The following is an 18,996-nucleotide window of genomic DNA, read 5'->3' on the forward strand; positions in this document are numbered from 1 at the left end:
GAGGCGCGCGCAAGGGTTAACGATCTTGCTCGCAGCGATGGAATGTAAGTTGATTGAGGTAAATCAACGATTGGACATTTTGTCCAAGGCACAGACGGAGACAAGCCCGAAATGGCAGTTGCAGGTAGTACTTTCCATAGCCCTCAATCGGGTCCCGTGACCACCCGGACGGACGAGGATCTGGCCCCCGGCGATATCGCAGTCGGCGTCATCATCGGCCGCGCGTCGGAGTATTTCGACTTCTTCGTCTTCGGCATCGCCTCGGTGTTGGTCTTCCCGCAGGTCTTCTTCCCCTTTGCCGACCGCCTGACCGGCACGCTTTACGCCTTCMTGGTCTTTGCGCTGGCATTCGTCGTCCGACCGGTCGGCACGCTGATCGGCATGTCCATCCAGCGCCATTTCGGCCGCTCCGCCAAGCTGACCGCCGCCCTCTTCCTGCTCGGCTGCTCCACGGTCGGCATGGGCTTGCTGCCCGGATATGCCGAAGCCGGTAGCGCGGCCATCTGGCTGCTGGCGCTGGCCCGCGTCGGCCAGGGCCTGGCCTTGGGCGGCTCCTGGGACGGCCTGCCCTCGCTGCTGGCGCTGAACGCGCCGCCCGACCGCCGCGGCTGGTACGCCATGCTGGGCCAGCTCGGCGCGCCACTGGGCTTCTTCGTCGCCTCGGGCGTGTTCCTGTACGTGTTCGGCAGCCTGGACGCCAAGGATTTCCTTTCCTGGGGCTGGCGTTTCCCCTTCTTCACGGCCTTCGCGATCAACGTCGTCGCGCTGTTCGCCCGGCTGCGCCTGGTCGTCACGCACGAGTACGAGAAGCGCATGGAAGAGCAGGAACTCGACCCCGCCTATCTGCGCGAGCTGCTGCCGGCCCAGGGCCACCACATCGTCATCGGCGCCTTTGCCGCCCTGGCCAGCTATGCCCTCTTTCACCTGGTGAGCGTGTTCCCGCTGTCCTGGGTGGCGCTGTACGGCACCGAGGGGATCGAGGACTTCATGAAGATGGAGTTGCTCGGTGCGGCCTTCGCTGCCGTGGCCATGCCCATGTCCGGGCTGATCGCCGACAAGATCGGCCGGCGCAGCTACCTCGGCACCATGGCCCTGGCCATCGGCGTGTTCGCGCTGTTCGCCCCCTTCATGCTGGGCGGCGGCAAACCCGGCCAGGCCGCCTTCATCCTGATCGGCTTCGTGTTGCTGGGCCTGTCCTACGGCCAGTCCGCAGGCTCGGTGACGTCCAACTTCCTGCCGCACTTCCGCTACACCGGCGCGGCGCTGACGGCCGACATGGCTTGGCTGCTGGGCGCGGCCTTTGCGCCCGTCGTGGCCCTCTTCCTGTCCTCGCGCTTCGGCTTGGTGTCGCTCAGCCTCTACCTGCTGTCGGGCGTGGTTTGCACGCTGGTGGCGCTGCGGGTGAACAAGCGGCTGCAGGCGGCGGCCGTCGTTCAAGACTGAGGACCCGCGCTCCGGCAAAGGCGGGCTCTGGCCCGCCTTTATTTTGGCGCGACAGTTTCCTTTATCTGAAAGTTTCCATACACTTAGCCATCACGGAAACTTTAGAGCCGCCATGTCCCTGACCCTGCACTACCACCCGCTGTCCTCCTACTGCTGGAAGGTCCTGATCGCCCTCTACGAGAACGGTGCGCCGTTCGAAGCCCGCAATGTCAATCTCGGCGACCCGGTGGCACGCACGGCCTATGCAGCGCTCTGGCCCACGGCCAAGATCCCGCTGCTGGTCGACGGAGACCGCGTGGTGCCCGAGACCTCCATCCAGATCGAATACCTGGACCGCCGCCATCCCGGTCGTGTGCAACTGCTGCCCGAGGACTTCGAGGCGCAGCTGGAGGTGCGCTTGTGGGACCGCGTCTTCGACCTGCACGTGATGACGCCCATGCAGCGCTTCATCGCCCAACAGCTGCGCCCCGAGGCCGAGCGCGACGCGGCCACGCTGACCGGCGCGGTCAACGACTTGGGGCTGGCCTACGACCTCATCGAACGCCGCCTCGGCGACCGCACCTGGGCAGCGGGGGACTCTTTCACGATGGCCGACTGCGCCGCCGCACCGGCGCTGTTCTATGCCGCCATCGTGCGGCCTTTCTCGCCCGAGCACCAGAAGCTCAGCGCCTACTTCGAGCGCCTGCTCGCCCGACCTTCGGTCTGGCGCTGCATCGTCGAAGCTCGTCCCGTCTTCCAGTATTACCCGCTGCGCCATGCCCTCCCCGCTCGCTTCCTCGCCGACTGACGCTCGGCTGGACCGCCTCTTCGCGGCGCTGGCGGATGGCAACCGGCGCGCGATGGTCGACCAGCTCAGCCGCGGGCCGGCCTCGGTGTCGGACCTCGCCAAGCCCTTGGACATCGCCCTGCCCTCGGCGTTGAAGCATCTGGCGGCACTGGAAGCGGGCGGCCTTGTGCAATCGGACAAGGCCGGTCGCGTGCGCACTTACCGCATCGCGCCCGATGCCTTTGGCGGCCTGGAGGACTGGGTGGCCACGCGCAAGGCGATGTGGCATCGCCAGTTCGACGCCCTCGACGCCCTTCTCGAAGAACAGGACAAACAACCGTGACGACGACTCCCGCTGCCCACACCAGCTTCGTGCTGGAGCGCCGCTTCAAGGCCTCGGCCACCCGCGTGTTCGCCGCCTGGGCCGATCCGGCCACCAAGCAGCGCTGGTCCGACTGCCATGCCGAGATGAACGCCACGGAGTTCAGCATGGACTTCCGCCCCGGCGGGCAGGAGATCTACCGCAGCGCCCTGCCCGACGGTACCCAGCTCGCCGTCGACAAGCTGTTCCTGGACATCGTGCCGCAGGCGCGCATCGTCTTCGCCTACTCGATGGCGGCAGACGGCCGCGCGCTGTCGGCCTCACTCGTCACCGTGGAGTTCGCCAACACCCCCGCGGGCTCGACGCTGAAGCTGACCGAGCAGCTCGCCTATCTCGACGGGCACCAGGACCTGGAGCAGCGCCGGCGTGGCACCGAAGAAGGCCTCGACCGGCTGTTGCTCGAAGTCGACGCCGCTTAACCGAACGCCTTGCGCGCGTTCTGGAACATTCGCAACCAAGGGCTGTGCAGCGCGCGGTCGCCGCTGGTCCAGCTCATCTGCACGTTGCGGAACACGCGCTCGGGGTGAGGCATCAGCGCGGTGAAGCGGCCGTCGGCCGTCGTCACCGAAGTCAGGCCGCCTGGGCTGCCATTCGGGTTGAACGGATAGGCCTCGGTCGCCTGGCCGTGGTTGTCGACAAAGCGCATGGCCTGGATGACCTTGGCTGCATCGCCCTGGCGCGCGAAGTTCGCAAAACCCTCGCCGTGAGCGACGGCGATGGGCGCGCGGCTGCCGGCCATGCCCTTGAAGAAGACACTGGGCGAATCCAGCACCTCGACCAACGCGAGGCGGGCCTCGTACTGCTCGCTCTGGTTGCGCGTGAAGCGCGGCCAGGCGTCGGCGCCCGGGATGATGGGCGCGAGTGCGGCCAGCATCTGGCAGCCGTTGCAGACGCCCAGCGCCAGCGTGTCGGCGCGTGAGAAGAAGGCGCGGAACTGCTCGGTCAGCACCGGGTTGAACATGATGCTGCGCGCCCAGCCTTCGCCGGCGCCCAGGGTGTCGCCATAGCTGAAGCCGCCGCAAGCGACGAAGGCTGCAAAGGCGTCCAGCTTGACGGCACCCGACTGCAGGTCGCTCATGTGCACGTCGAAGCTGTCGAAGCCGCCCAGCGACATCGCATAGGCCATCTCGACATGCGAGTTCACGCCTTGCTCGCGCAAGATGGCGACCTTGGGGCGGGCACCCGTTGAGACGAACGGTGCTTCCGGCGTGAACGTCAGGTGCACGTGCAGACCAGGGTCATCCGCCTTGCCAGCCGCCGCGTGTTCAGCATCGGCGCCGGCCGGGTTGTCGCGCAGTTTGGCGATCCGCCAGCTCACCTCATCCCAGGTCTGCTGCAGCGCCGTGAGGTCAGCAGCAAAGACCTTCTTCGCATCGCGCCAGACTTCCATCTGTCGCGCCGCATTCGGCTTGGCCACGACATGCGAATGCTTGGACAGGCCATGCGCGCGCAGCACCTGCATGACGGCGTCGCGTTCGGCCGCGCGCACCTGGATCAACGCGCCCAGTTCCTCGCTGAACAGCGCGCGCAGCGTCAGCTCCTCGCGACGGGCGCTGACCTGGGCGGCCCAGTTCTTGGAGTCGCCCATGTCGGCGCGGCTGTCGCTGATGCCGTCCCCTTCGGTGACCAGCATGTCCACGTTCAGGCTCAGGCCGGTCTGGCCAGCAAAGGCCATTTCGCAGGCAGCCGCCCACAGGCCGCCGTCCGAACGGTCGTGATAGGCCAGCAGCTTGCCCGCGGCCCGCAGTTCGTTGACGGCATTGACCAGCGAAACCAGCTGTTGGGGCTCGTCCAGGTCGGGCACGTCGGCGCCGAACTGGTTCAGCGTCTGCGCCAGGATCGATCCGGCCATGCGGTGCTGGCCCTGGCCGAGGTCGATGAGGATGGCGCACGAGTCCTCGCGCTGCCATTCCGGCGTCAGCGTGCCGCGAACGTCGGCGATGCTGGCAAAGGCCGTGACGATCAGCGACACCGGCGCGGTGACCTGTTGGCCATCCCACTTGGTGCGCATCGACAAGGAGTCCTTGCCGACCGGGATCGAGATGCCCAGCGCCGGGCACAGCTCCATGCCGACGGCCTTGACCGTGTCGAACAGCGCAGCGTCTTCACCCGCTTCGCCGCAGGCGGCCATCCAGTTCGCGCTGAGCTTCACGCGCGGCAGCTCGAAGGGCGCGGCCAGCAGGTTGGTGATGGCCTCGGCCACGGCCATGCGGCCGGAAGCCGGCGCGTTGACGGACGCCAGCGGCGTGCGCTCGCCCATGCTCATCGCTTCGCCGGCAAAGCCGTTGAAGTCGGCCAGCGTGACGGCGCAGTCCGCCACCGGCACCTGCCAGGGGCCGACCATCTGGTCGCGGTGGTTCAGGCCGCCCACGGTGCGGTCGCCGATGGTGACGAGGAAGCGCTTGGCTGCAACGGTCGGGTGGCGCAGCACGTCGAACGCCGCCTGCTCCAGCTTGACACCGGACAGGTCCAGCGCGCCGCCGCTGCGGGCCACGCGCTTGACGTCGCGCTGCATCTTGGGCGGCTTGCCGAGCAGCACGTCCATGGGCATGTCGATGGGGTGGTCGGTCACTTCCGTGTCGCCATCGACCAGCTTCAGGTCGCGCTCTTCGGTGACGACGCCGACGACGGCGAAGGGGCAGCGCTCACGCGCGCACATCGCCGCAAAACGATCCAGGCTGCCCGGCGCGATGGCCAGCACATAGCGCTCCTGGCTCTCGTTGCACCAGATTTCYTTCGGYGCRAGRCCSGWCTCYTCSAGCGGCACCTTGCKSAGGTCRAARCGSGCGCCSMGGCCGGCSYCGTYGACAAGYTCCGGGAAGGCRTTCGAGATGCCRCCSGCGCCGACGTCGTGGATGGCCAGCACCGGGTTCTCTTGCCCGAGGCCCCAGCAGTGATTGATGACCTCCTGCGCACGCCGTTCGATCTCAGGGTTGCCGCGCTGCACGGAGTCGAAGTCCAGGTCGGCCGTGTTGGTGCCCGCCGCCATCGAACTGGCCGCGCTGCCGCCCATGCCGATGCGCATGCCGGGGCCGCCCAGCTGGATCAGCAGGCTGCCGGCCGGGAACTCGATCTTCCTCGTCAGGTCCGAGCGGATGGTGCCCAGGCCGCCGGCAATCATGATGGGCTTGTGATAGCCGCGGCGCACGCCGTCCACGGTCTGCTCGTAGACGCGGAAATAACCCGCCAGATTCGGCCGGCCGAACTCGTTGTTGAAGGCCGCGCCACCGAGCGGGCCCTCGATCATGATCTGCAGCGCCGACGCGATATGCGCCGGCTTGCCCACGGGGTTCTGCTCCCAGGGCTCGTTCAAACCCGGCAGATGCAGGTTGGACACCGAAAAGCCGGTCAGGCCCGCTTTGGGCTTGGAACCGCGGCCGGTGGCGCCTTCATCGCGGATCTCGCCGCCAGCGCCCGTGGACGCACCCGGGAAGGGCGAGATGGCCGTCGGGTGGTTGTGCGTCTCCACCTTCATCAGCACCTCGGCCTGCTCGGCGCGGGCCGTGTAGGCCGAGCCCGGCGCGTCGGCGGCCATCCAGCGCTGGATGGCGTGGCCTTCCATGATGGCGGCGTTGTCCGAGTAGGCGACGACCGTGTGCTGCGGGTTCAGCTTCTCGGTGTTGCGGATCATGCCGAACAGGCTCAGCGGCTGGGCCTCGCCATCGACGATGAAGCTCGCATTGAAGATCTTGTGACGGCAGTGCTCGCTGTTGGCCTGGGCGAACATCATCAGTTCGACGTCGCTGGGGTTGCGGCCGAGCTTCCTGAAGTTGGTGTCGAGGTAGTCGATCTCGTCGGCCGACAGCGCCAGGCCGAATTCAACATTGGCCTTCTCCAGCGCCGCGCGGCCCTGGCCGAGTACGTCGACATGCGCGAGCGGCTCGGCCGTGCGTTCGTCGAACAGATGGGCGGTGGCTTCGCGGGTGAAGCACACCGACTCGGTCATGCGGTCATGCAGCAGTTCGGCGCAGGCCTGCAGGTCGGCTTCGCTCAGCGACTTGGCGCCGCCGAGCAGGCCGGGCTTGAGGGCGACGCGGTATTCAACGACGCGCTCGACGCGCTTGAGCGCCAGGCCGCAGTTGCGTGCAATGTCGGTGGCCTTGGACGCCCAGGGGCTGACCGTACCGAAGCGCGGCGCGACGACGACGAGGTCGCCGGTGGCTGCAGCTGCGGCCGGTTCGCCATAGGTCAGCAGCGCCTCGAAGCGCTGGAGCGCATCGCCGGCCATCGCCGTGTCCGTCCAGACCCAGTGCACCGCGCGGGCACTGACGGCGCTGATGCGCTCGTTGACCTGTTGCAGCCGGCCCAGCAGGGCTTGGGCACGGAAGGCGGACAAGGCGTTGCCGCCCTCGAAACATTGCAGATGCAGGGTGCGGGTCATGGCGTCGGGAGGCGGGGCCGCGCGGCCGGCGTAAGGGGAAACCAGCATTCTAGGCGGCCGCAAGCGCCGCGCCGGCTACGCGCCCAGACTGAGACCGCGACTGCGCAACCAGGCCTCGGCCTCGGCGACGCTGGCGCACCCGTGGAAGTTGGTCAGCGTGGCGGCGCGGGCTGCCATCGGCTGGATGATGAGGGCCTGGAAACTGTCGGGGATGACCGTGGCCGCCGCGGCGAGGTCATGGGCCAGGGCGTCTTCGAAAAAGGCCCAGATGCCATCCAGCGCCTCGGGCGTGGCGCCTTCCCAGGCGGCGGTGTCGCTCAGCAGGCCCCAGGGACGGCCGGCACGCTCACGAGCCAGGCGGCCGCCCTCTTGGCGCAGCCGCGTGGCGGCCACCTCGTTCCAGGTCCCTTCAAGGCGCAGAACCAGCACATCGCCACGCCAATTGAGGCTGAAGCGGCCGTGCTGGCTCCACGCTCTGGTCATGGCGCTTTCATTCGGCCGACGACGTCGCGCACCTCGGCCATCAGTGCCGGCACATCGATCGTGACCGGTTGGCGCTCACGCAGCACCTGGCGGCCGCCGATCCAGACATTGCTGACGTGCTCGCGGCCGGCAACATAGACAAGCTGCGCCGCGGCGTTGTACACGGGCTGGCATTCGACGCTGTCCAGCGACACGGCGACGCAGTCGGCCAGCTTGCCGACCTCCAGCGAACCGAGGTCGTCGGCGCGGCCCATGGCCTTGGCGGCACGGATGGTCGCCATCTCCAAAGCGGTGCGCGCCGTGGCCACGGTCGGGTCGCCAGTGATGCCCTTGGCTAACAGCGCTGCTGAGCGGATCTCACCGAACATGTCGAGACGATTGTTGGACGCTGCGCCGTCGGTGCCAAGCACCGTATTGACGCCAGCGGCTTCCAGGCGTTGGAGCGGCATGACGCCCGAAGCCAGCTTCAGGTTGGAGTTGGGGTTGTGCACCAGGTGCACGCCGTTCTTGGCCATCAGCTCGATCTCGGCGTTATTCAGGTGGACCATGTGGACCGCGATCATGCGTTCGTTCATCAGTCCCAGCTTAGTCAGCCGTTCCAGCGGCCGCACGCCGAACTGTTTCAAACCGTCTTCCACCTCGCCCGCCGTCTCGTGGATGTGGCAATGCATCTGGATGTCCAGCTTCTCGGCCAGGTCGCGCAGCTTGATGAAGGTCTCGTCGGACACCGTGTAGGGCGCGTGCGGCGCACTCGTCCAGTCCAGCAGCTTCTCGCCCTTGTACTGTTCGTAGGCGGCGATGCCCTTGGCGATGTAGTCGTCGGGGCCCGAGGCATAGCCGGTGGGGAAGTCGATGACGTTCATCGACACGGCGGCACGCACGCCCGAGTCCACGGCGGCACGGGCCATCGCGGTCGGGAAGAAGTACATGTCGTTGATGTAGGTCGTGCCGCTGCGCAGGCCTTCGGCGGCCGCGAGCTTGGAGCCCAGATACGTCCACTCCTCGCTGACCCACTTCTTCTCCAGCGGCCAGATGTGGTTCTGCAGCCAGTCCATCAGCGGCACGTCATCGGCCACGCCGCGCAGCAGCGTCATGGCCGAGTGGGCATGGGCGTTGATGAGGCCGGGAATGAGGATCTGCTCGGGCAGCTCGACGCGCTCGGCCTGGGGATACTGGGCCAGCAGCGTCTCGCGCGGGCCGACGGCCGCGATGCGCTCGCCGTCGATCAGCAGCGCGTGGTTTTCCAGCGTGTCTTCGCCGGCCTTCATGGTCAGGATCCAGCGGGGCAGCAGCAGGGTCTGGGGCATCTTGTTCTCCTTGTGGGATTCAGTTTGTTTGCGTGAGGAGTTGCTCGACTTCCGCGCGGCGCGGCATCGCGTCCTGCACGCCGGCGCGGGACACGGCCAGGGCCGCTGCGGCCTGGGCGAAGGCGAGCGCGTTCTCGATGGGCTGGCCCTCGGCCAACGCGGTGATGAGGGCCCCAACGAGGGTATCGCCAGCGCCGACGGTGTCGACGGCCTTCACGACACGGGCGGGCACGCGGCGGACACCTTCCGCGTCGATCCAGCACAGGCCTTCGGCGCCCAGCGACACGAGGACCGCCGCCGGGCCTTTGGCGCGCAAGGCCCGGGCCAGCGTCTCGGGTTCGGCGGCGCCACCGCCCAGCGTCGTGATCAGGGCCTGGGCTTCCAGCGCATTGACGACGAGCAGGTCGACCAGCGGCAACAAAGCCTCACAACCGGCGCGAAAAGGTGCGGCGTTCAGCACGGTCTTCACACCGGCCGCGCGGGCGCGCTCGAAGGCTCGGGCGACGCTCTGCAGCGGTAGCTCCTGCTGGGCGACCAGCCAGCGCAGACCCGCCATGTCCAGGGCTTCGACCTGCTCCAGCGGCAGCGTGCCGTTGGAGCCGGCGACGGTGACGATCTGGTTCTCTGCGTCCTCGGCACCGACGACGATGAGCGCCACGCCGGGCACCTCGTCGGCTGGCTGGGCAATCGCGCGCGTGTCGACGCCTTCCGCGATCAGTTGGGTCACCATGGCCGCGCCGTTCTCCAGCAGGCCCACCCGTGCAGCCAGTGCCACGCGGGCACCTAGGCGCGCCGCGGCCACGGCCTGGTTGGCGCCCTTGCCGCCCAGGCAGGAGCCGAAGCGCTGGCCGCGCAGCGTCTCGCCCGGCAGCGGCAGCCGCGGCGCATGCACGATGAGGTCGCGGTTGACGCTGCCGAGGACGAGGATCTCAGGACGGGTCATCAGGGTTCCCAAAACGAAAGAACCCCTCGGGAAGACCGAGGGGTTCGCATGAGGCGCTAAGTGTCGTTCAGCGATCAGCGCTGGGCGATGGGCTTGACGTCGCGCGGCGTGGCGCCGACGAAGAGCTGGCGCGGGCGGCCGATCTTGTACTCGGGGTCGCCGATCATCTCATTGAGCTGGGCGATCCAGCCGACCGTGCGGGCCAGCGCGAAGATGGCGGTGAACAGCGGCACGGGGATGCCGATGGCGCGCTGCACGATGCCCGAGTAGAAGTCGACGTTCGGATACAGCTTGCGGGCAACGAAGTACTCGTCTTCCAGCGCGATCTTTTCCAGCTTCATGGCCAACTCGAACAGCGGGTCGTTTTCCAGGCCCAGCTCGCTCAGCACTTCGTGGCAGGTCTCGCGCATCAGCTTGGCGCGCGGGTCGTAGTTCTTGTAGACCCGGTGGCCGAAGCCCATCAGCTTGACGCCGGAGTTCTTGTCCTTGACCTTGTTGACGAACTCGCCGATGCGGGCAACGCCGCCCTGCTTCTGGATGTCGCCCAGCATGTTCAGGCAGGCCTCGTTGGCGCCGCCGTGCGCGGGGCCCCACAGGCAGGCCACGCCGGCCGCGATGGCCGCGAACGGGTTGGTGCCCGACGAACCGCACAGGCGCACGGTCGAGGTCGACGCGTTCTGCTCATGGTCGGCATGCAGCGTGAAGATGCGGTCCATGGCGCGCACCAGCACCGGGTTGGGGCTGTAGTCCTCGCAAGGCGTGGCAAACATCATGCGCATGAAGTTGCCGGCGTAGCTGAGGTCGTTCTTCGGGTAGATGTAGGGCTGGCCGACGGTGTACTTGTAGGCCATGGCCACGAGCGTGGGCATCTTGGCGATCAGGCGGATGGCCGAAATCTCGCGGTGCTCGGGGTTATTGATGTCGGTGCTGTCGTGATAGAACGAGGACATCGCACCCACCAGGCCGGTCATGACGGCCATCGGGTGGGCGTCCCGGCGAAAGCCCCGCAGGAAGAACTGCATCTGCTCGTTGACCATGGTGTGGTGCATCACACGGTCTTCGAAATTGGCCTTCTCGGCCGCGTTCGGCAGCTCTCCGTACAGCAGCAGATAGCAGGTCTCAAGGTAGTCGCAGTTCACCGCGAGCTGCTCGATGGGGTAGCCGCGGTAGAGCAGCTCACCCTTGTCGCCGTCGATGTAGGTGATGGTCGAGTTGCACGACGCCGTCGACAGGAAGCCGGGGTCGTAGGTGAACTTGCCGGTCTGCGCGTAGAGCTTGCGGATGTCGATGACATCCGGGCCGATGCTGCCCTTGTACAGGGGCAGGTCCATCGAGGGGCTGCCGTCGGAGAACGACAGGGTGGCTTTCACGTCGGACGGGGTCATGGTGCAGTCCTTTGAGGCTTTGAAAAACTGGTGTCAGGTGCGCAGATCGGCGAGCACGCCTCGCACGGCAATGGTGTCGATTTCACCACTGGGTTCCTTGCGGCGCAGTAACAGATCCAAAAGGTCGTTGTCGGCCAGGTCCATCAGCGCAGTCAGGCCTTCGGCATGGCTGAGGCTGATGCCTTCGGGATGACGGTTGAAGAAGCGCTCGATGAAGATGTCGTTCTCGAGCAGGCCCCGACGGCAGCGCCAGCGCAGCTTGGAGAGTTCCCGTTCACCGATCACTTCAGCCATCGTCAGACCGCGCGGCGGACCATCAATTCCTTGATCTTGCCGATGGCCTTCGTGGGGTTCAGGCCCTTAGGGCAGACGTCCACGCAGTTCATGATGGTGTGGCAGCGGAACAGGCGGTACGGGTCTTCSAGGTTGTCCAGGCGCTCCGCGGTGGCTTCGTCGCGGCTGTCGGCGATGAAGCGGTAGGCCTGCAAGAGACCTGCCGGGCCGACGAACTTGTCGGGGTTCCACCAGAAGCTCGGGCAGCTCGTCGAGCAGCTCGCGCACAGGATGCACTCGTACAGGCCGTCCAGCTCCTCGCGCTCGACGGGCGACTGCAGCCGCTCCTTGTCGGGCGGGATGTTGTCGTTGACGAGATAGGGCTTGATCGAGTGGTACTGCTTGAAGAACTGCGTCATGTCGACGATGAGGTCGCGCACGACGGGCAGGCCCGGCAGCGGCTTCAACGTGATGGTGCCCGGCAGCGTCAGCATATTGGTCAGGCAGGCCAGACCGTTCTTGCCGTTGATGTTCATCGCGTCCGAGCCGCAGACGCCTTCGCGGCAGGAGCGGCGGAAGGACAGCGTCGGGTCGACGGCCTTCAGCTTGACCAGGGCGTCGAGCAGCATGCGCTCATGGCCATCCAGCTCGACCTCGAGGGTCTGCATGTAGGGCTTGGCGTCCTTGTCGGGGTCGTAGCGGTAGATCTGGAAGGTGCGCTTCATGATGTCTTGATCCTTGCTCGGCGCGGCGTCAGAAGGTACGGACCTTCGGGGGCACCGACTCAACCGTCAGCGGCGTGAGATTGACAGGCTTGTAGTCCAGGCGGTTGCCTTCGGAGTACCACAGCGTGTGCTTCATCCAGTTCGCGTCGTCGCGGTTCGGGTAGTCGTTGTGCGCGTGGGCGCCACGGCTCTCGGGGCGGGCGGCGGCCGAGATCATCGTGGCCTGGGCGGCTTCGATGAGGTTCTCGACTTCCAGCGCTTCGACACGGGCCGTGTTGAAGACCTTGGACTTGTCCTTCAGGCCGATGCTGCCGACACGCTTGGCGATTTCCTTGATCTTGGCCACGCCTTCGTCCATCGACGCCTGCGTGCGGAACACGCCGGCGTGCTGCTGCATGGCGGCGCGGATGTCGTTGGCGACGTCCTGCGAGTACTCGCCATTGGTGGCCGAATCCAGGCGCGCCAGGCGTGCCAGCGTCTTGTCGGCGGCGTCCTTGGGCAGGTCCTTGTGGGACTTGGTCTTCAGGTTGAAGTCGACGATGTGGTTGCCGGCCGCGCGGCCGAACACGAGCAGGTCCAGCAGCGAGTTGGTGCCCAGGCGGTTGGCGCCGTGCACCGACACGCAGGAGCACTCACCCACGGCGTAGAGGCCGTTGATGATGTCGTTGGGCTTGCCGTTCTTGGGGATGACGACCTGGCCATGCACGTTCGTCGGGATGCCACCCATCTGGTAGTGGATGGTCGGCACGACAGGAATCGGTTCCTTCGTGATGTCGACGTTGGCGAAGTTGTGGCCGATCTCCAGCACCGAGGGCAGGCGCTTGGCAATCGTCTCGGCGCCCAGGTGGGTCATGTCCAGCAGCACATAGTCCTTGTTGGGACCGCAGCCGCGACCTTCCTTGATCTCCTGGTCCATCGAGCGCGACACGAAGTCACGCGGTGCCAGGTCCTTCAGCGTCGGGGCATAGCGCTCCATGAAGCGCTCGCCGTTGCTGTTGCGCAGGATCGCACCTTCACCGCGGCAGCCCTCGGTCAGCAGCACGCCCGCGCCGGCCACGCCGGTGGGGTGGAACTGCCAGAACTCCATGTCTTCCAGCGGGATGCCGGCACGCGCCGCCATGCCCAGGCCGTCACCGGTGTTGATGAAGGCGTTGGTGGAGGCCGCGAAGATGCGGCCGGCGCCGCCGGTGGCCAGCAGCACGGTCTTGGCGTGCAGGATCTGGACCTCGCCCGTCTCCATCTCCAGCGCGGTCACGCCGACGGCATCGCCCTCGGCGTCGCGGATGATGTCCAGCGCCATCCACTCGACGAAGAASTKSGTGCGCGCCTTGACGTTCTGCTGATAGAGCGTGTGCAGCAGCGCGTGGCCGGTGCGGTCGGCCGCGGCGCAGGCGCGCTGCACGGGCTTCTCGCCGTAGTTGGCGGTGTGGCCGCCGAACGGGCGCTGGTAGATGGTGCCGTCGGCATTGCGGTCGAAGGGCATGCCGAAGTGCTCAAGCTCGTAGACGACCTTGGGCGCCTCGCGGCACATGAACTCGATGGCGTCCTGGTCGCCCAGCCAGTCCGAACCCTTGACGGTGTCGAAGAAGTGGTAGTGCCAGTTGTCCTCGGACATGTTGCCCAGGGACGCGCCGATGCCGCCTTGCGCGGCGACGGTGTGCGAGCGGGTCGGGAAGACCTTGGACAGCACGGCCACGTTCAGGCCGGCCAATGCCAGTTGCAGCGAGGCGCGCATGCCGGAGCCACCGGCCCCGACGATCACCACATCAAACTTACGGGTCGCAAGCTGCGCCATCAGAGTCTCCACAGAACCTGGATCGCCCAACCAGCGCAACCCACAAGCCAAACGAGCGTGAACACCTGCAGTGCCAGGCGCACGCCGACAGGCTTCACGTAATCCATCCAGATGTCACGCATGCCGACCCAGGCGTGATAGGCCAGGGACAGGATGGTCACGAAGGTGATGACCTTCATCCACTGCTGGGAAAAGATCGCCGCCCAGCGGTCATAGCCGAGGGCGCCGGGCATCAGCACCTGCACCAGCAGCACGACGGTAAACAGGGCCATCAGCACGGCGGTGACGCGTTGCGCGAGCCAGTCACGCAGGCCGTAATGCGCACCGACGACGATGCGCTTGGAGCCGAAAGTACTCATTGTTGTTGTCCTCGAGGGCTCAGTACAGACCGAACAGCTTGGCGCCCAGCAGCAACGTCAGCAGCGTGCTGAGGACCAGTGTGACCATTGCCGAGTTGTGGCCCTGGGCCTTGCTGACGCTGTGCGTCGCGTCCATCCACAGGTGGCGCACGCCGGCGATGAAATGGAACAGATAGCCCCAGATCAGGCCCAGCGCCACCAGCTTGACGAACCAGCCCGGGATGCCTGCGAAGCCGGCCACGAACACGTTCGTGAAGGTCTCGAAGGAGATTTCCGTGCTCAGGCTGCTGTCCAGCATCCAGACCACGAAGGGCAGCAGCAGGAACATCAGGAAGCCGCTGATGCGATGCAGGATGGAGACGATGCCGGCAGGCGGGAGGCGGTAGCTGACGATCTGTGTGACGTGAATATTGGTATAGACCGGTCTTTTCTTGACACTGTCCGTCATGGTCGAGCCTGCGTAATCAATGTGAAACCGAAAGATTCTAGGGCCTAGATCCCCGTCAACCTTCGCACTTGCTGCACTGCGGCATTGTCAGATTCAGTTCAACTCATTGAGGTAGTGGTCTGCTTCGGTGTGGTAAAGCCCGCGACGCAATTCGACCGGTCGGTCGCCATAGGTGAACGCCACGCGCTCGACACTGAGCAGGGGTGCGCCGTCGGCAACACCCAGCAGTTCGGCGGCCTCGGCGGTGGCCGCCACTGCACGCAGCTTCTCCTCGGCGCGCACCATGTGCACCTGGAAGCGCTCCTCGAACAGCGCGTACAACGTGCCGGGGTAGGCGTTGATGACTTCGCTGCTGAGCCCGCGGAAGTGCCGTTCCGGCAGCCAGAGGTCGTCGAGCACGACAGCGCGGCCGCGCCGCAACAGCAGCCGCCTGACCTCGAGGACGGGCTCGGACGTGCGCAGATGCAGGGCCCGCGCCGTCTCGGCTGTCGCCCGCGCCCGCCGGCAATGCAGCAGCTCGCGCGTGAAGCCGGTGGTGCCATCGTCGGCCACCAGGCGCAGGAAGCGGTAGGCGTCGCGCGGCGCGGTATGCGTCGACACAAAGGTGCCGGCGCCCTGGCGGCGCTCGACGACATGGGCCGCTGCCAGTTCGTCCATCGCCTTTCTGACGGTGCCCGAACTGGCATGGAAGCGCTCGGCCAGCGCGGCCTCGCTGGGCAGAGCGTCGCCCGGCCGCCACTCGCCCGCTGCCAGCGCCGCAACGATCAGTTGGCGGATTTGCTCGTACAGGGGGGCGGGCGGCCTTGGCTTCATTGGGGGCATGCGCGCATTGCAGCACAGGGTATGCCCGTACACTTCCCCGCCTTCAGGCGATGCGCGCGGCGCCGCCTAGACACCAGCTTCATCAACTGTCCCCGGAGATCTCCATGAGCAAGAAACCCGTTCGCGTCGCCGTCACCGGCGCAGCTGGCCAGATTGGCTACGCCCTGCTGTTCCGCATCGCCTCCGGCGAAATGCTGGGCAAGGACCAGCCCGTCATCCTGCAGCTGCTGGAGATTCCCGACGAGAAGGCTCAGAACGCGCTGAAGGGCGTGATCATGGAACTCGAAGACTGCGCCTTCCCGCTGCTGGCCGGCATCGAGGCCCACAGCGACCCGATGACCGCCTTCAAGGACACCGACTACGCCCTGCTCGTCGGCGCCCGCCCGCGCGGCCCCGGCATGGAACGCGCCGACCTGCTGGCCGCGAACGCCCAGATCTTCACGGTGCAGGGCAAGGCCCTGAACGCCGTCGCCTCGCGCAACGTGCGCGTGCTGGTGGTCGGCAACCCCGCCAACACCAATGCCTACATCGCCATGAAGTCGGCCCCGGACCTGCCGGCCAAGAACTTCACCGCCATGCTGCGCCTGGACCACAACCGCGCTGCCTCGCAAATCGCCTCCAAGACCGGCAAGCCGGTTGGCTCGATCGAGAAGCTGGCCGTCTGGGGCAACCACTCGCCCACGATGTACGCCGACTACCGCAACGCCACCATCGACGGCCAGTCGGTCAAGGCGCTGATCAACGACGAAGACTGGAACCGCAACACCTTCCTGCCGACCGTCGGCAAGCGCGGCGCGGCCATCATTGCCGCTCGCGGCCTGTCGTCGGCCGCTTCGGCCGCCAATGCCGCCATCGACCACATGCGCGACTGGGCGCTGGGCACCAACGGCAAGTGGGTGACGATGGGCATCCCCTCGGGCGGCGAATACGGCATCCCCAAGGAAGTCATGTTCGGCTACCCCGTCACCTGCGAAGGCGGCGAGTACAAGATCGTGCAGGGCATCAGCATCGACGAGTTCTCGCAGGAGTGCATCAACAAGACGCTGAAGGAACTGACGGACGAGCAGGACGGCGTCAAGCACCTGCTCTGAGGCGGCATCGACGGCGGGCTCGCCCGTCAGCCAGCTGCGAGACACCCTTGCGAGGGTGTCTTTTTTTTGCTTTCGCTCGCTGCGACAGCCCCGCGCTGCCCAAAAAGCGCGGCCGGGTCAGCCGGATCGATTGACAAAGCGCAAGTCGGCCCCCGGCCCGGGCGCGCAGGATCTGCCCTGCCCCGGATTCACCCAGGAGCCGCCATGAAGATCGTTCTTGCAGTCGACGGCAGCGCGTACACCAAGCGAATGCTCAGCTACCTCGCCGCCCACGACGAACTCGTGGGCAAACACCACGAATTCGTCGCCCTGAATGTGACGGCCCAGGTGCCGCCGCATGCGGCCCGCTTCCTGCCGCACGACACCTTGCAGACGTACTACGCCGACGAAGGCGAGAAGGTGCTCAAGCCGGTGCGCGAGTTCGCTGCCATGCAGGGCTGGAGCCTGCGTGAGCACCACGCGGTCGGCCATCCCGCCGAGGTACTGGCCGAGATCGTCAATGAAGAGGCTCCGGACCTGCTGGTCATGGGCTCGCATGGTCACGGGGCTTTCGCCGGTGCCGTGCTGGGCTCGGTGTCCGCGCGCCTGCTGGCCCATACCAAGGCGCCCGTGCTGCTGGTTCGCTAGTCGGCGAAGGTGCCGCCGGCGTCCTACTGCCGGTCACGGCCTGACAGCAGCACTGAGCGGCCGCAATGCCGCCCAGCATGCTCAGTGCGAAAGCAGCACCGGCACGGGCGAACTGGCCATCAACGTGCGCGTCACGCCGCCGAGCACAGCCTCGCGCAGGCGCGAATGGCCGTAGCCACCGGCGACGATCAGCTGGGCACGCATGTCCGCCGCGTGCGACAACAGCGCTTCGCCCGCCGCCACCTTGATGGGCACATAGCTGACCTTCACCTTCAGCCCATGACGCGCAAGCCAGAGCCCGATGTCGGCGCCCGGCATCTGGCCGTGATTGCGCCCCACGTCTTCAGGCGTCTCGAACACGGCCACCTCGACACTCGCCGCCTGCCTCAGCAGAGGAAGCGCATCACGCATGGCCCGTGCGGCTTCGCGGCTGCCGTCCCACCCGACCAGCACCCGTGCCGCCGCCGGCACCTCGCACTCGCCCGCGAACGGCAGCACCAGCAGCGGCCGGCCCGAGCGCAGCAACATTTCCTGAGCCATCTGCGCCGGCTGGCCGTTGCACGCGTCGTCGGGATTCAGCTGGGAGACCACGGCCAGGTCGCAGTAGCGCGCTGCAAGCGTCATCACTTCACCTGCATAGCCCATCTCGACGCGGCCTTCATAGGAGGTCACACCCAGGAGCGAGACCCGTTCCTGGAAGAGGCGCGCGCAGTCGAGTGCCCGGCTGCGCAGTTCATTCATCGCCGCCTGCTGATAGGCGGCAAGCCCCCCGCCTCCGGCGCCTTCGGGCGGCAGGGCGTACCACCCGGCCGGCGCAAGGCCGATGAGATGAGCCTCGTACCGCAGGGCCAGCGCCGCGGCAGCGTCCACGCGGCCCTGGACGTTCACTCCACTGTCGAGGTGAACGAGGATGCTCTTGATTCCCATGCTGTTTCTCCGTTGACGCCGTGGCGCCGTTGCGTGCGCCAGATGTTTCTCGACCGCGACGGTGGCGTGGTTGACCCCGGTCAATGAAAGCAGGGGTTTCTCGCTGCCGCCGGGTCGGGCTTCCGTTCTTCAGTCGGTGACGCCCTGGAAGCTGAGCCTATTGATCCCGCGCAACGCGGCGCAAGCTCCACCTCGCTAGCCTCGGGTGATGAATACCCATGCGCGACGCGTTCTCCTCATCCTCGGGCACCCTGACGCCACCCGAGGCCACCTCTGCCACGCGCTGGCGGATGCCTATGCCGAGGGCGCGCGGTCAGCGGGCCATGACGTGCGCCTCATGGACGTGGCGACGCTGGATTTCCCGCTGCTTCGCAGCAAAGACGAATGGGACCACGGCGCCCTGCCCGCTTCGCTGCTGCCCGCACAGGAGCACATCCGTTGGGCCAGCCACGTGGTGCTGTTCTTCCCGCTGTGGCTGGGCGACATGCCGGCTTTGCTGAAGGCCTTTCTCGAACAGGTGGCACGCCCCGGCTTTGCGCTGGGCAAGGCGGGCGATGGGGCGGCCGGCGGCAAGCTGCTCAAGGGCCGTTCCGCGAGGGTGGTCGTGACCATGGGCATGCCGGCACTCGTCTACCGCTGGTATTTCCGTGCCCACAGCCTGAAATCACTGGAACGCAACATCCTGGGCTTCGTCGGCTTCGCTCCGGTTCACGAGACGCTGGTAGGCGGGGTCGAGTCCCTGGGCGAAGCCGGCGTGGCGAAGTGGCTCAAGCGGATGCGCCAGATCGGCGCGAGCGCCGACTGAGCCGCCTTCGGATGCCCAGGGCGCCCCATGCCAA

At 66.8% G+C, this 18,996-nt stretch carries 19 protein-coding genes; 7 read left to right on the top strand and 12 right to left on the bottom strand.

What is annotated here, in order from left to right; genetic code table 11:
• Nucleotides 1–111: 111 nt before the first annotated feature.
• The 4 genes from ACXJKM_RS21630 to ACXJKM_RS21645 all read left to right on the top strand — a co-directional run bounded on the left by ACXJKM_RS21630 (nucleotide 112) and on the right by ACXJKM_RS21645 (nucleotide 3,010).
• The gene (locus ACXJKM_RS21630; protein ID WP_457355087.1) at nucleotides 112–1,443 is read left to right on the top strand and encodes an MFS transporter; all 1,332 of its coding nucleotides are present in this window, start codon (nucleotides 112–114) and stop codon (nucleotides 1,441–1,443) included.
• Between the two features lie 112 nt (nucleotides 1,444–1,555).
• Entirely contained in the window at nucleotides 1,556–2,230 is a 675-nt protein-coding gene (locus tag ACXJKM_RS21635) for a glutathione S-transferase family protein (RefSeq protein ID WP_457355089.1), read from the top strand.
• Nucleotides 2,199–2,552, top strand: coding sequence for an ArsR/SmtB family transcription factor (locus ACXJKM_RS21640; protein ID WP_457355091.1), 354 nt, complete (start codon nucleotides 2,199–2,201; stop codon nucleotides 2,550–2,552). The genes ACXJKM_RS21635 and ACXJKM_RS21640 overlap by 32 nt, the downstream gene beginning before the upstream one ends.
• A complete protein-coding gene (locus tag ACXJKM_RS21645) occupies nucleotides 2,549–3,010 on the top strand; it encodes an SRPBCC family protein (RefSeq protein WP_457355093.1) in 462 nt (153 codons plus the stop codon). Before ACXJKM_RS21640 ends, ACXJKM_RS21645 begins: the two co-directional genes overlap by 4 nt.
• On the opposite strand, the gene purL is transcribed toward ACXJKM_RS21645, so the two are convergent.
• The 11 genes from purL to ACXJKM_RS21700 form a co-directional block, all read right to left on the bottom strand.
• On the bottom strand, nucleotides 3,007–6,972 hold the full coding sequence (gene purL / locus ACXJKM_RS21650; RefSeq protein WP_457355095.1) for a phosphoribosylformylglycinamidine synthase: 3,966 nt from the start codon (nucleotides 6,970–6,972) through the stop codon (nucleotides 3,007–3,009). The genes ACXJKM_RS21645 and purL overlap by 4 nt on opposite strands.
• A gap of 75 nt (nucleotides 6,973–7,047) precedes the next feature.
• A complete protein-coding gene (locus tag ACXJKM_RS21655) occupies nucleotides 7,048–7,455 on the bottom strand; it encodes a hypothetical protein (protein WP_457355097.1) in 408 nt (135 codons plus the stop codon).
• Nucleotides 7,452–8,762 carry a TRZ/ATZ family hydrolase gene (locus tag ACXJKM_RS21660; protein ID WP_457355099.1) on the bottom strand — a complete coding sequence of 437 codons (1,311 nt, stop codon included), beginning with the start codon at nucleotides 8,760–8,762 and terminating at the stop codon, nucleotides 7,452–7,454. The genes ACXJKM_RS21655 and ACXJKM_RS21660 overlap by 4 nt, the downstream gene beginning before the upstream one ends.
• 19 nt (nucleotides 8,763–8,781) lie before the next feature.
• The gene (locus ACXJKM_RS21665; RefSeq protein WP_457355101.1) at nucleotides 8,782–9,705 is read right to left on the bottom strand and encodes a ribokinase; all 924 of its coding nucleotides are present in this window, start codon (nucleotides 9,703–9,705) and stop codon (nucleotides 8,782–8,784) included.
• A 74-nt stretch (nucleotides 9,706–9,779) separates the two neighbouring features.
• A complete protein-coding gene (gltA, locus tag ACXJKM_RS21670) occupies nucleotides 9,780–11,090 on the bottom strand; it encodes a citrate synthase (protein WP_056196400.1) in 1,311 nt (436 codons plus the stop codon).
• A 33-nt stretch (nucleotides 11,091–11,123) separates the two neighbouring features.
• A complete protein-coding gene (locus ACXJKM_RS21675; RefSeq protein WP_056196396.1) occupies nucleotides 11,124–11,384 on the bottom strand; it encodes an FAD assembly factor SdhE in 261 nt (86 codons plus the stop codon).
• A 2-nt stretch (nucleotides 11,385–11,386) separates the two neighbouring features.
• Nucleotides 11,387–12,088, bottom strand: coding sequence for a succinate dehydrogenase iron-sulfur subunit (locus ACXJKM_RS21680; RefSeq protein WP_457325955.1), 702 nt, complete (start codon nucleotides 12,086–12,088; stop codon nucleotides 11,387–11,389).
• Between the two features lie 28 nt (nucleotides 12,089–12,116).
• Nucleotides 12,117–13,883, bottom strand: coding sequence for a succinate dehydrogenase flavoprotein subunit (gene sdhA / locus ACXJKM_RS21685; protein WP_457355103.1), 1,767 nt, complete (start codon nucleotides 13,881–13,883; stop codon nucleotides 12,117–12,119).
• A complete protein-coding gene (sdhD, locus tag ACXJKM_RS21690) occupies nucleotides 13,883–14,242 on the bottom strand; it encodes a succinate dehydrogenase, hydrophobic membrane anchor protein (protein ID WP_056196389.1) in 360 nt (119 codons plus the stop codon). Before sdhD ends, sdhA begins: the two co-directional genes overlap by 1 nt.
• 19 nt (nucleotides 14,243–14,261) lie before the next feature.
• On the bottom strand, nucleotides 14,262–14,690 hold the full coding sequence (gene sdhC / locus ACXJKM_RS21695) for a succinate dehydrogenase, cytochrome b556 subunit (protein ID WP_056196387.1): 429 nt from the start codon (nucleotides 14,688–14,690) through the stop codon (nucleotides 14,262–14,264).
• Between the two features lie 93 nt (nucleotides 14,691–14,783).
• Nucleotides 14,784–15,503 carry a GntR family transcriptional regulator gene (locus tag ACXJKM_RS21700; protein WP_457355105.1) on the bottom strand — a complete coding sequence of 240 codons (720 nt, stop codon included), beginning with the start codon at nucleotides 15,501–15,503 and terminating at the stop codon, nucleotides 14,784–14,786.
• 113 nt (nucleotides 15,504–15,616) lie between these two features.
• On the opposite strand from ACXJKM_RS21700, the gene ACXJKM_RS21705 reads away from it, so the two are divergent.
• Together ACXJKM_RS21705 and ACXJKM_RS21710 are read left to right on the top strand one after the other, a co-directional pair.
• Nucleotides 15,617–16,603 (top strand): malate dehydrogenase, encoded by a 987-nt coding sequence (locus ACXJKM_RS21705; protein ID WP_056196384.1) that lies wholly within the window; start codon nucleotides 15,617–15,619, stop codon nucleotides 16,601–16,603.
• Nucleotides 16,604–16,807: 204 nt separating this feature from the next.
• The gene (locus ACXJKM_RS21710; RefSeq protein WP_056196381.1) at nucleotides 16,808–17,230 is read left to right on the top strand and encodes a universal stress protein; all 423 of its coding nucleotides are present in this window, start codon (nucleotides 16,808–16,810) and stop codon (nucleotides 17,228–17,230) included.
• An 81-nt stretch (nucleotides 17,231–17,311) separates the two neighbouring features.
• Here ACXJKM_RS21710 and ACXJKM_RS21715 read toward each other — a convergent pair whose 3' ends face one another.
• Complete coding sequence (locus ACXJKM_RS21715) at nucleotides 17,312–18,241, bottom strand: universal stress protein (RefSeq protein ID WP_457355107.1); 930 nt, start codon at nucleotides 18,239–18,241, stop codon at nucleotides 17,312–17,314.
• Between the two features lie 124 nt (nucleotides 18,242–18,365).
• Between ACXJKM_RS21715 and ACXJKM_RS21720 the strand changes: the two genes are divergently transcribed.
• Nucleotides 18,366–18,962, top strand: coding sequence for an NAD(P)H-dependent oxidoreductase (locus ACXJKM_RS21720; RefSeq protein WP_056196377.1), 597 nt, complete (start codon nucleotides 18,366–18,368; stop codon nucleotides 18,960–18,962).
• Nucleotides 18,963–18,996: the final 34 nt, after the last annotated feature.

Source organism: Roseateles sp. P5_D6, assembly GCF_054049415.1.